The sequence below is a fragment of the Vibrio sp. YIC-376 genome, assembly GCF_052353105.1.
Classification (GTDB): Bacteria; Pseudomonadota; Gammaproteobacteria; order Enterobacterales; family Vibrionaceae; genus Vibrio.
In genome coordinates this window covers 510,045-522,425 of the sequence record NZ_JBBWFK010000001.1, presented here as the reverse complement: position 1 = coordinate 522,425, position 12,381 = coordinate 510,045, and the positions used below count along the sequence as shown (strand labels likewise).

The 12,381-nt window shown below is 43.2% G+C and carries 13 protein-coding genes; 6 read left to right on the top strand and 7 right to left on the bottom strand.

Going from position 1 to position 12,381, the window contains the following annotated elements; genetic code table 11:
- Window positions 1-114: 114 nt before the first annotated feature.
- Both WJM94_RS02345 and WJM94_RS02340 read right to left on the bottom strand, forming a co-directional pair.
- Window positions 115-774 carry a DUF2987 domain-containing protein gene (locus WJM94_RS02345; protein ID WP_444492633.1) on the bottom strand — a complete coding sequence of 220 codons (660 nt, stop codon included), beginning with the start codon at window positions 772-774 and terminating at the stop codon, window positions 115-117.
- Window positions 775-1,143: 369 nt separating this feature from the next.
- Window positions 1,144-1,944 (bottom strand): hypothetical protein, encoded by an 801-nt coding sequence (locus WJM94_RS02340; RefSeq protein WP_444492632.1) that lies wholly within the window; start codon window positions 1,942-1,944, stop codon window positions 1,144-1,146.
- A 385-nt stretch (window positions 1,945-2,329) separates the two neighbouring features.
- Between WJM94_RS02340 and potA the strand changes: the two genes are divergently transcribed.
- The 5 genes from potA to WJM94_RS02315 all read left to right on the top strand — a co-directional run bounded on the left by potA (window position 2,330) and on the right by WJM94_RS02315 (window position 7,502).
- Window positions 2,330-3,463 (top strand): spermidine/putrescine ABC transporter ATP-binding protein PotA, encoded by a 1,134-nt coding sequence (gene potA / locus WJM94_RS02335; protein WP_444492996.1) that lies wholly within the window; start codon window positions 2,330-2,332, stop codon window positions 3,461-3,463.
- Entirely contained in the window at window positions 3,444-4,304 is an 861-nt protein-coding gene (gene potB, locus WJM94_RS02330; protein ID WP_444492631.1) for a spermidine/putrescine ABC transporter permease PotB, read from the top strand. The genes potA and potB overlap by 20 nt, the downstream gene beginning before the upstream one ends.
- Window positions 4,304-5,074: a spermidine/putrescine ABC transporter permease PotC gene (gene potC / locus WJM94_RS02325; RefSeq protein ID WP_444492630.1), complete on the top strand. Its 771-nt coding sequence runs from the start codon at window positions 4,304-4,306 to the stop codon at window positions 5,072-5,074. Before potB ends, potC begins: the two co-directional genes overlap by 1 nt.
- A 105-nt stretch (window positions 5,075-5,179) precedes the next feature.
- On the top strand, window positions 5,180-6,211 hold the full coding sequence (locus WJM94_RS02320) for an extracellular solute-binding protein (RefSeq protein WP_444492629.1): 1,032 nt from the start codon (window positions 5,180-5,182) through the stop codon (window positions 6,209-6,211).
- A 253-nt stretch (window positions 6,212-6,464) separates the two neighbouring features.
- The gene (locus WJM94_RS02315; RefSeq protein WP_444492628.1) at window positions 6,465-7,502 is read left to right on the top strand and encodes an extracellular solute-binding protein; all 1,038 of its coding nucleotides are present in this window, start codon (window positions 6,465-6,467) and stop codon (window positions 7,500-7,502) included.
- A gap of 69 nt (window positions 7,503-7,571) precedes the next feature.
- Here WJM94_RS02315 and cobB read toward each other — a convergent pair whose 3' ends face one another.
- A complete protein-coding gene (gene cobB, locus WJM94_RS02310) occupies window positions 7,572-8,303 on the bottom strand; it encodes a Sir2 family NAD+-dependent deacetylase (RefSeq protein WP_444492627.1) in 732 nt (243 codons plus the stop codon).
- Window positions 8,304-8,423: 120 nt separating this feature from the next.
- Between cobB and WJM94_RS02305 the strand changes: the two genes are divergently transcribed.
- The gene (locus tag WJM94_RS02305) at window positions 8,424-8,600 is read left to right on the top strand and encodes a lipoprotein (protein ID WP_444492626.1); all 177 of its coding nucleotides are present in this window, start codon (window positions 8,424-8,426) and stop codon (window positions 8,598-8,600) included.
- A 35-nt stretch (window positions 8,601-8,635) separates the two neighbouring features.
- Here the strand turns inward: WJM94_RS02305 and WJM94_RS02300 are convergent, their stop codons facing one another.
- The 4 genes from WJM94_RS02300 to fdh3B form a co-directional block, all read right to left on the bottom strand.
- Window positions 8,636-9,856, bottom strand: a complete 1,221-nt coding sequence (locus WJM94_RS02300; RefSeq protein WP_444492625.1) for an ammonium transporter — start codon at window positions 9,854-9,856, stop codon at window positions 8,636-8,638.
- A 449-nt stretch (window positions 9,857-10,305) separates the two neighbouring features.
- A complete protein-coding gene (locus WJM94_RS02295; RefSeq protein WP_444492624.1) occupies window positions 10,306-10,722 on the bottom strand; it encodes a hypothetical protein in 417 nt (138 codons plus the stop codon).
- A complete protein-coding gene (locus WJM94_RS02290; protein WP_444492623.1) occupies window positions 10,706-11,758 on the bottom strand; it encodes a formate dehydrogenase subunit gamma in 1,053 nt (350 codons plus the stop codon). The genes WJM94_RS02295 and WJM94_RS02290 overlap by 17 nt, the downstream gene beginning before the upstream one ends.
- 14 nt (window positions 11,759-11,772) lie before the next feature.
- Entirely contained in the window at window positions 11,773-12,381 is a 609-nt protein-coding gene (fdh3B, locus tag WJM94_RS02285) for a formate dehydrogenase FDH3 subunit beta (protein ID WP_444492622.1), read from the bottom strand.

The following is a 12,381-nucleotide window of genomic DNA, read 5'->3' as shown; positions in this document are numbered from 1 at the left end:
TCTTTTTACGCAGGATTAAATGTTTGTCTTAATTGAGAATGGATAAATCCAACGAATTATTCTCTTAGAACGAAAAAAGCCGCAGTAGCGGCTCTTTGATTAGAAGGATGTGGCTTATTTTGCGCTCGGAAGATACGGCAAAACTCGCATAGTTGGTTCTGGTAGGCTCATCGTTCCACCCTCACCGATTTCGCTCAACGCGACTTGTACTTTGCCATTTAAAATGGCTTTTTCCGTTCCGTTAGAGAACACAATCTTGCTATTCAGCCCGTTTGCAAACTCCATCGTGATACCCTGAACTTCAGGGGTAAACCAGTTGGCAAACATGCCGCCTAAATCTTCTAACATACTTTGCATTTGAGGCATTAGAGGCACAAGCTGTTCGTAAGATACGTTACCCTGTAATGGTTCTTTGGTCATAACAACCAGGGAGTAATCACAACGTGTGTCTTTAGGTGTCTGTACGAACACTAAAGGATTTGCCGACTTAAGGTTATTGTCGATTGGTAGCGGTAATTCTTTAGATGATGAGATAACGAACTCTTCGTAGTGTTCCTCTTTCTCCATCCATGCTTTTTCAATGTTGCACAACTGTTTTGTGTCTGCATTAACGAAAAAAATGCCGACTTTTACATCGTCGTGACCTTCTTTATTATTATTTTTCAGCTGGGTATAAAGTTTGGAATACGTAAACATGTATTCTTGAGCGTGCGTCACAGGTGCAGCTAACATTAGCGCTGCACTACCCAGTATGCTTAGGCTTAACTTCTTCATTCGAACCGTAGATTTATTTTAGTTTGCGTTGTTGTGGTAAATCAGTTGCCTTATGTCTTAAATAAAGATGCTGCTTCTCTCTTAAGAAAGAGGCAACCTATTCTCTGATTTCGACCTCGTAGCCACAGATAGTCCATCATTGTGCTGTTCATGCCCTATCCATGGCCGAGAAATTCTGCCTTCCTTATAGCACCTTTCAGCCAGTAAGTTACTTAATTATGAGGTAAAACGAGAGGTTCCCCACGCAGATCATCTTTCGATTTGAATTTGAGCCAATGCTTCTGATAGGGCCAATGGCTTACATTTGGAATAGATATAAAAATGGCGACTATATAGGAGCCGCCATTCTGAGATCATTCAAGTGAGGATTTAAGCATCAAATACCTGTGATTTACCATCATGATCGTCATCATTATTCTTCTGTCTCGCTACGATCTTTAGTTTGATGCCAAACATTTCGCGGTAAAGTATGCCTTTCACGTGGAAGAAGAATGGCAGAACAAAAATCAGACCAATGCCATAGAACATTGCCGCAACGATGAACATTAACATCACACCCAGATAAAGTGTTGCAACAACAAAGATTTTCTTGTTCACCGCGCGTAATGATAGCAACAGTGATTGCATCGGCGGCACACGTTTCTCACAGATCAACAAGATAGAGTGGCTGAAGGCCAGAGATAGGTATAGGGATAACGGAGCTAAAATCATCCCGACCAATCCTTGAAGTACCAGGCTCATCAATGTGGCCAAGATAACAGGTACAGTGAACTGTAGTCCTTTTCCAACGTGGCGGAGTTTAGTTTTTAGACCCGCTACGTGGCTCATAGCCATTAAGCTGATGCCCGCATAAATAGGAGCGCTGATGACCTCATAACTGAAGTTTGCTACGTAAATAGCGGATACGATGTCGTTGGAAAAAGAATCTGGGTTTTGTATGGCATCAAAAATTACGCCTGGGTCGCCTAACTGCAGTTGCAATGCGATGTAGAAAATTCCCGCCTGAACCAAAAGCAAAACGATAATTGCAGGAGAAAATGACAGAAAGTGTTGAATGGTAGCTCGCCATGCTTCGCTAAAAACGGCACCAGCTTTCAGTTCGTAGGCGCCAGATAAAGCTCGCTCTACACTTCCTCCAAGGTTGAAATCGTTTTCAAAGTCGTTGTTCATATATTGTCCAAGATTAACTTGTGAAATTTTTACTGGGATTCCAGTCAATTAATGTGTCCGTCATTATAAAGAAATCTTTCCGCGTCTAAAATCATAACTGACTCTCGAATCTTGCAATATCCGCTATTTGGATGATAATTAACCACTCACAAGACTATGAAATTGAAAACAATTGTTACAGAGATGAAAGCCTCACAAAACGCTGTTTAAATTATATTTAATCTTATAAAAACAGTATGGTAAGGAATGATTACTTTTGCCTGCGAAATTTTTTCAATTTCAGGGTAAGAAAATGCTTTGATTTCACAATATTGGTGATTATGATGCGCCCCTCTAAGACTAATTGACTAAAGTCAAATCAATAGGCGTAAACCCAAATTCGAACGTGGGAGAAATACAGACGTTGAACGCTAAACAGCAAGCAGGAAAACCAGTCATTCGTTTATCTGGTATTAGCAAAAGTTTTGATGGTAAGGAAATCATCAGCAATTTAAATCTGGATGTAAATCATGGTGAATTTCTAACAATTCTTGGTCCTTCTGGGTGTGGTAAAACAACCGTTTTACGCATGATTGCAGGTTTCGAATCGGTAGATAATGGCCAAATCATATTGGATAACCAAGAAGTTACACAGATTCCTGCTGAGCAAAGACACGTTAACACGGTATTTCAAAGCTACGCGTTATTTCCTCATATGACAGTGTTCGATAATGTTGCTTTTGGTCTGCGTATGCAGAAAACCCCAGCAGCAGATATTGAGCCTCGTGTAATGGAAGCGCTACGCATGGTTCGCCTTGATTCAATGGCGCAACGTAAGCCACATCAGCTTTCTGGTGGTCAACAGCAACGTATTGCTATCGCTCGTGCGGTTGTGAATAAACCAAAAGTATTGCTGTTGGATGAGTCGCTTTCTGCACTCGATTACAAATTACGTAAGCAAATGCAGAGCGAGTTGAAGCAGTTACAGCGTCAACTTGGAATTACCTTTATCTTTGTAACACACGATCAGGAAGAAGCTCTATCAATGTCAGATCGCATTATCGTTATGCGTGATGGTGTTATTGAGCAAGATGGCTCTCCTCGAGAAATTTACGAAGAACCTAAAAACCTATTTGTTGCTCGCTTTATTGGTGAGATCAACGTCTTCAATGCCAATATGCTTGAGCGTATTGATGAAAAGCGTATCCGCGCAGAAATTGAAGGTGTTGAGTCTGTTGTGTACTTCGAAAATGAAGCGCAAGCAGGAGACAAGCTACAAGTACTACTCCGTCCTGAAGATTTACGTATCGAAGAGATCAAAGAGTCTGAAGAAAAAGGCATTGTTGGTCATGTTACCGAACGTACCTATAAAGGTATGACGCTAGATTCTGTAATCGAACTTGATTCAGGCATGCGCGTGATGGTAAGCGAATTCTTTAACGAAGATGATCCAGATGTGGACCACTCACTCGGCCAGAAAGTCGCTATTACTTGGGTTGAGAGCTGGGAGGTAGTACTCAATGATAACCAAGAAGGTTAATCTTCAGAACGCCATCATTACTCTGATTGTCGGTTGGCTAACACTGTTTGTGTTGATACCAAACCTGATGATTATTGGTACGAGTTTTTTAACGCGTGATGAAGCCAACTTAATTGAACTGACTTTTACATTTGAAAACTACTTTCGCCTGTTAGATCCATTGTATGCGAAAGTACTTATTCATTCGTTCTACATGGCGATCGTTGCGACGTTGCTGTGTCTGGTGATTGGTTACCCATTTGCGTACATCGTAGCGAAGATGCCTGCAAATTGGCGTCCGTTCATGCTGTTCTTGGTGATTGTACCCTTCTGGACAAACTCGTTGATCCGTACATACGGTCTGAAAATTGTTCTCGGTACCCAAGGCATTTTGAACCAAGCGCTCATGGCGATGGATATCATCGATAAGCCGTTACGACTCATGTATACCGAAACGGCGGTCATGATTGGTCTCGTGTACATTTTGCTTCCATTCATGATTCTGCCGCTTTACTCGGCGATCGAAAAGTTAGACAACACATACATCGAAGCAGCGAAAGACCTGGGTGCGAACAAGTTTCAAACGATCACTAAAGTGATATTGCCTTTAACAATGCCCGGCATTATCGGCGGCTGTTTGTTGGTTCTGCTACCTGCTCTGGGTATGTTCTACATCTCTGACCTTCTGGGTGGTGCGAAGAACCTACTTATCGGTAACGTTATTAAGAGTCAGGTGTTAAATGCGCGTGACTGGCCGTTTGGTGCGGCAACCAGTATCGCACTTACCATCGCGATGGCGATCATGCTATACGCCTACTACAGAGCGGGCAAGTTATTGAATAAGAAAGTGGAGCTAGACTAATGGGACGCACAGTTAGATTTAGCTTTATGGCACTGGTATATGCATTTTTGTATCTACCAATTATCGTGCTGATTGTGAACTCATTTAATGCCAATAAATTTGGTATGAAATGGGGTGGCTTTACCACCAAGTGGTACGAAACACTCGTTAACAACGACAGCCTAATACAGGCCGCATGGCACTCGCTAAACGTTGCAGTATTTTCTGCAACTGCTGCTACTATTATTGGTAGTCTGACGGCCGTTGCCCTATTCCGTTACTCCTTTAAAGGTAAAGGTGTGGTAAATGGCATGCTATTTGTCGTGATGATGTCACCAGACATCGTGATGGCGATTTCGTTGTTGGCACTATTCTTAGTGTTGGGTGCTCAGCTTGGCTTTTTCACATTGCTGATTGCGCATATCACATTCTGTTTACCCTTCGTTGTGGTTACCGTTTACAGCCGACTAAACGGCTTTGATGTGAAAATGCTGGAAGCTGCAAAAGATTTGGGTGCAAGTGAGTGGGTGATATTGAAGAAGATCATCCTTCCCCTTGCTAAACCAGCGGTTGCTGCAGGTTGGCTGCTAAGCTTTACACTGTCTTTGGACGACGTGATTATCAGCTCGTTCGTGACGGGACCGACATATGAAATCTTACCATTGAAGATTTATTCAATGGTTAAGGTGGGCATTTCACCGGAAGTGAACGCCCTGGCAACGGTTATGTTGATTGTTTCTTTGGTTCTTGTGGTTATTTCTCAGTTGCTTGCAAGAGAAAAAGTGAAGTAGAATCAGTACCGTTAACATCGCGAAACAGAATGGTAACATGCCATTCTGTTTTTCTATTTACCGTCCAAAATGATTTGGGCAACGTTTGGTTTGGAGCTAACGTCAATGAAAAAATGGGCTAGTTTATTAGCTGGTAGTGCATGTGCGCTTTCTCTGTTCTCTGGTTCAGCGGCAGCGGACGATAATGAATTGGTATTTATGAACTGGGGGCCTTACATCAACAGTAATCTCCTGGAACAATTTACTAAAGAAACTGGTATCAAAGTCATCTACTCGACTTACGAGTCGAACGAAACTTTGTACGCGAAGCTAAAAACTCATAACCAAGGTTATGACCTAGTAGTACCTTCAACTTACTTCGTGGCGAAAATGCGCGATGAAGGTATGCTACAAAAGATCGATAAGTCTAAGTTGAAGAACTTCGGTAACCTTGATCAGAACTACCTGGACAAGCCTTTCGATCCAAAGAATGACTACTCTATTCCTCACGTTGTTGCGATTACGGGTCTTGCAGTAAACACTGATATGTACGATCCAAACGACTTCCAAAGCTGGGCTGACCTATGGAAACCTGAGCTTAAAGGTCAAATTATGCTAATGGATGATACTCGTGAAGTATTCCATATCGCATTGCGTAAACTGGGTTACTCAGGTAACTCAACCGATCCTAAACAAATTGACGAAGCCTATGCAGAGCTACAAAAGCTAATGCCTAACGTATTGGTATTTAACTCTGACAACCCAGCTGCACCATACCTGTCTGGTGAAGTTGGTGTTGGCATGCTTTGGAACGGTAGTGCTGCTGCAGCACAAAATGAAGGCCTGAACCTGAAACTGGTATTCCCTAAAGAAGGTGGTATCGGTTGGGTAGACAACTTTGCAATTTCTTCTGGCGCGAAAAACGTAGAAGCAGCACATAAGATGATTGACTTCTTACTACGTCCAGAAATCGCAGAGCAAATCTCTCGTGACACTGGTTACCTTACTGCAGTTAAAGCTTCTAACGAGAAGTTTAAAGATGTTGCACCACTGTTCCCTTCACAAGAAGATCTTGACCGTGTTGAATGGCAAGATGCCGTTGGTGACCTGACAGTTAAATACGAAGATTACTTCCTTAAGCTAAAAGCTGGTCAGTAATCGCATTTGTCATAGACAAATAAACCAAAATGAAATTAGGCAGCATTCGCTGCCTATTTTTGTATTTGGCTGATATACTTATGCCTTGCTACGTTTATTTTTCTCGGCTGGATTCATCTCTATGGAATGAGAGACGCCGGATTCATTAGACAGACCGAATTTAATAAACAGAATTGTACTTCATGCAGTTTGGCTCAACTGAATGCTACCTCTGGTGTTTAATTGTCCAATTGCTAAACAAAACGGAAAACAAATGAAAAGTAAATTCTACGCAAGCGCTCTATGTGCAGCGACGTTGATCGCTACCCCTGCAATAGCGGCGGACCAAGAACTGTACTTCTACAACTGGTCGGAATACATTCCAAACGAAGTTCTTGAAGATTTTACAAAAGAAACCGGAATCAAGGTAATTTACTCAACGTACGAGTCTAACGAAAGCATGTACGCTAAGTTAAAAACACAAGGCTCTGGTTACGATTTGGTAGTACCGTCTACCTATTTCGTATCTAAAATGCGTAAAGAAGGCATGCTTCAGCAAATCGATAAATCGAAGTTAACCCACTTCGCAGATGTTGATCCTAACTTCTTAAACAAGCCATTTGACCCAAATAACAACTTCTCTATTCCTTATATCTGGGGTGCGACGGGCATCGGTATTAATGCTGATATGCTGGATAAATCATCGGTAACAAAGTGGGATGATTTCTGGGATAGCAAATGGGAAGGTCAGTTAATGTTGATGGACGACTCTCGCGAGGTGTTCCATATTGCACTCACCAAACTTGGTTACTCTCCGAATACAACGAATCCTGACGAAATCAAAGAGGCTTACGAAGAGTTGCAAAAGCTGATGCCAAATGTGTTGGTATTTAACTCGGATTTCCCAGCAAACCCATACTTGGCCGGAGAAGTTTCTCTTGGCATGCTCTGGAATGGTTCTGCTTACATGGCTCGTCAGGAAGGTGCCAATATCGATATTATCTGGCCAGAAAAAGGCACTATCTTTTGGATGGACAGCTTAGCTATTCCTGCAGAGGCGAAGAACGTAGAAGCAGCACATAAGATGATTGACTTCCTACTTCGTCCTGAGAATGCCGCTAAGATTGCAATGGAGATTGGTTACCCTACTCCAGTTAAGACAGCATACAACCTGCTACCGAAAGAGTTTGTTAATGATCAAAGTATCTTCCCTCCGCAGGCAGTAATGGACAGTGGTACCTGGCAAGATGAAGTGGGTGAAGCTAGCGTGATTTACGATGAGTACTTCCAAAAGCTAAAAGTTAACAACTAATCATGTTCCATTAATATGACACAATCTAAAAAGCGGCCAATAGGCCGCTTTTTAACTTTCGAGCTATTTCTAGGCGCTGGCTTTTCCTTGTAGCTCTAATATCTCATTAACCAACTTAGGCACTTCTGCGCTCGCTTTACCATAGCGCTTTTCTTCAAACTCACTTTCAATCGCGCTTGGTTCCAAGTTTATTTCGATTGTGTGCGCGCCATGCATTTTTGCATCGTGAACAAACCCGGCAGCTGGGTAAACCACGCCAGAAGTACCAATTGAAATAAACAAATCAGCCTCTTCAAGCGCAGCATAAATGTCACCCATGCGAAGTGGCATTTCACCGAACCAAACAATATGAGGACGCATCTGAGAAGGAATCTGGCAGCAGTGACAAAGTTCTCCGGTTTTAATGTCATCGATATGATCGATCACTTGGTTAGACTCACTGCAACGTGCCTTTAGTAGTTCTCCGTGCATATGAATAACATTATGACTGCCACCTCTTTCGTGCAGGTTATCAATATTCTGCGTAATAACGGTCACTTTCCCGTCCAGCTCAGCCTCGAGACGGCCTAGAGCCAAATGTGCTGCGTTCGGTTGAATGGACTGCTTTTGCAGCTTTTTACGGCGTTGATTATAAAATTCCTGAACAAGGTCTGGATCTCGCGCAAACCCTTCTGGAGTCGCCACATCTTCAATGCGGTGGTTCTCCCAAAGACCGTCTTGAGCACGAAATGTCTGAATACCGGACTCCGCTGATATACCTGCCCCAGTAAGTACTACAATATTTCTATAAGGGAAATTCATAACTGATCCTTGTCGTTCTTTTTCATTAGCTTAACACTGAAACACGAGCAGCTGTAGTATTATGGATTAGACCATGGTAGTAATGGGCATTATTAAAACTATATTTTGAGAGGAAAAGCAATGAGGCACGTAACTCTGGCTCTTGTCTTACTTACGACTTTAGCAGGCTGTCAACTGACTAATGTAGAAGGCGAAATTGATGACGTGAGAGTGAGCGTCGGTACCAATGATCATGACAGACATCGAGACAATGGCGGTTTCTGCCCACCAGGTCAAGCTAAGAAAGGTAATTGTTAAAAGAGCGGCTTAATGCCGCTCTTTTACATTTTGTATTAGTCTTCGTTAGTTGAAGAGATTTTATGGATAGCCAAGTCAGCACCATTAAATTCATCTTCTTCTGATAGTCTTATGCCAGTCAATCCGTTAATAGCACCATAAACAGCTAATGCACCTAAAACAGCAATTGAGATCCCCAGTATTGTTCCCATAAGCTGTACAGGAAAGCTAACGCCACCCAAACCGCCTAAAGAGGTTTGACCGAATATACCGGCTGCAATGCCACCCCATGCGCCACAAATGCCATGGAGAGGCCAAACACCGAGTACATCGTCAATCTTGGTCTTGTTTTGTAGATGGGTAAACAAGTAGACAAACAACGCGCCTGCAATTGCACCAGTGACAAGAGCGCCAATAGGATGCATCAGGTCAGAACCCGCACATACGGCAACCAGACCTGCTAACGGCCCATTGTGAATAAAGCCCGGGTCATTTTTACCTGCGAGAAGAGACGCAAGAATGCCGCCTACCATCGCCATTAAAGAGTTCATTGCTACTAGGCCACTGATACCACTAATAGCTTGAGCTGACATCACGTTAAAGCCAAACCAGCCAACACATAGAATCCATGCGCCCAATGCTAAGAACGGGATATTTGAAGGGGCGAAGTTGGTATGTTTACCTGCACGGATTCGACCTTTTCGCATCCCTAAGTAAATAACTGCAATGAGTGCAATCCAACCGCCGACAGCGTGTACAACCACTGAGCCTGCAAAATCATGGAAGCCAAAACCAAAGCTTGCTTCAAACCAGTCTTGAACACCAAAATTGCCATTCCAGATGATGCCTTCAAATAGCGGATAAACGACCCCTACCGTAAAGAATGTAGCGATTAAGATCGGATAAAAACGCGCACGCTCGGCGATACCGCCTGAGACAATCGCAGGTATGGCGGCAGCAAATGTCAGTAAGAAAAAGAACTTAACGAGCTCGTAGCCGTTACCTTGAGATAGCGTTTGGGCGTCTGCAAAGAAGGTTCCACCGTAAGCAATCCAGTAACCTATAAAAAAATAGGCAATGGCAGATACACCAAAATCTGCCAAGATTTTTACCAGCGCGTTAACTTGGTTCTTTTGTCGCACGGTTCCTACTTCAAGAAAAGCGAAGCCAGAGTGCATCAAAAATACCATGATGGCACCAAGCAGTAAGAATAGAGTATCGGAACTTTGTGTCAGAGTTTGTACAGCGCCATGTACCTGTTCGGCAGTTACACTCATTATGATTGTCTCCGTTGATGTTTTTCGCACCTGTCCTGTGCAAGATAAAATAAACCATCACCAAAATGGTGAATCAAATTTGTAAAAAGCGTAGATAAGCAATTAGTGTTCCAAATTTTCTCCTTCTGATTTATATGGTTTATCATACTGTTTTTTAAAGGATATATATTAGGTATGTCGCCAGTATCATTGTTTTAAGTTGCAATTTCATGCACCAAGTTAGTCTTTTTGCACTAAGTTGATGCGCACCAAATTGTTAATTAATTGTAGTGGTAAGATGCAAACTTGACCTTAATGGCACCAACAAGGTGCATATTAAGATGCTTATCTATAAGGAATCTGTTTTGGTGTTTATAGCAATAGTAGTTTTCAGACGGGACTGAGTTTTAGACGTTTTCGCACAATAAAAAAACCGCCAGTAAAGGCGGTTATAGTTTGATTACATTTTCCTACAGGTTTGGCCCTGTTGATGGTCGATGCGGTTTGTTGTTGCGTAACTGGTGCATACCCTGGAGCATCCTCCAAATCCACACGCCTATCGCTACTGCAGCGAACACACCGCCTATATAAGGGATGAGGTAAGCGATATTGTCTAACATTGAACTACGAACCCAATAGTTACTTACTCCTTTTAACACCCCATTGGTTGTTGCAACGGTAACGATCAAGACAACAAAGAACGTCAGATACAGAAAGAAGGTGCGGATTAAGCCATAGTAGTGCGAAATAACCACATCACTGTCTTCACCTTTATCCAAACGATAGCCAGCATAAATAATTGCGATAACGCCTGAGATCAAAAACGTAAACGGGGTAAAACAACTCAGGATATACGCAACCCAAATCCCGTTATGATGTTTGTTCATTCGCTTTCGCTCCTTTATCTGTCGCTTTAACCTCGTCTGGTTCTCCCATCGCCTCTTTAGATTTCACTTCTTCGTACCAAAGATCGTGGTGTTCCTTCGCCCATGTCTCGTCAACTTCACCCGTCACCATGCCTTCTAGTGCCCCTTCCATACCGAACAAACCGATATAGATGTGGAAAACAAAACCACAGATAAGAATAAGTGCCGAAACGGCGTGAATAAGATTAGATAACTCCATATCACGACGGGTTTGATCAAAGATTGGGAAATCCAAAACCAGTCCACTTGCTGCAGCGATAGCACCGACAAAGATTAGCAACCAGTAAACGGCTTTCTCACCACCGTTAGAAAAACCTGCCGATGGATGAGTGCCTTTGTGTTTACCAACCATCCCACCCAGTTTCATGAACCAACGTACGTCAGTCATGTTAGGGATAGATTTACGCCACCATTTGAGCAGAATTAACATTAACAAGATGAAAAACAGCGGTCCCATGTAGTTATGATATTGCTTCGCCAACATAACGATGAAACCCCAGAACTCACTAGGTACGTATGGTTTCAGGAAGTGTTTACCATAAACCAACATCAATCCACTGAATGCGAGCGTTAAAAAGGTAAATGCCATGCTCCAGTGAAGTGCACGATCCAAACGAGACCAGCGTTTAATCTTTTTGCCTGTTCGAGGCTTGCTTAGCATCAGAGGCCCAACAAAAACATAAGCCAAGACAACCATCGCTATACTACCGAAAATAGCGATGGCACCGGCAGGTGACATCCATTTCTCTTTAAGGATGTACCAGGTCTCACCAGGCTTACTGATTAGAACGCCATGCTCTGGGGACTGGGAAGTGGTGTAACCCGACTCACCCTGCCTCACCTGGCGCCAATAATCGGCACCCGCTAGTTGTGTCATCTCTTGCTGAACGACTTTAGAAGATTGCTCTTCTGCGGACGTTGGCATTGAGAAAGTCAGCAGTAATGCTGTCAGTACTGACAGCATTACCAGAGACGCACGTTTTAGAGTGTTTAACATGTGTCCCTCCTTACTTAGCTTTTGGTTGCGTCGTAAGAAAGATCATTTCCGTCTGTCCAACCTGCATTCTTAGCCCCGCGCTCTACAACACGCTGACGGAAAATATCAGATACTTTATCTGCATCGCCTGCCAGCAGTGCTTTTGTTGAACAGAGTGATGCACACATAGGCAGCTTGCCTTCTGCAATACGGTTTGCACCATATTTTTCGCGCTCTTCAACCGAACCCGGTTCAGTCTCTGGGCCACCGGCGCAGAAGGTACACTTATCCATTTTGCCACGTTCACCAAACACTTCTTGCTTCGGAAACTGAGGCGCTCCAAACGGACACGCAAACAGACAGTAGCCACAACCGATACAAAGGTCTTTGTTGTGAAGTACGATGCCGTCTTCTGTGTGCGAGAAACAATCTGCCGGACAAACCGCCATACAAGGTGCGTCAGTACAATGCATACACGCCACAGAGATTGAGTTTTCACCCGCTTCACCATCGTTGAGTGTTACGACGCGGCGACGCTGGATTCCCCACTCTAGGGCATCATCATTTTCGTTCTTACATGCAGTAACACAGCCGTTACACTCGATACAGCGTTTGGTGTCACATAGGAATTTCATTCGTGCCAT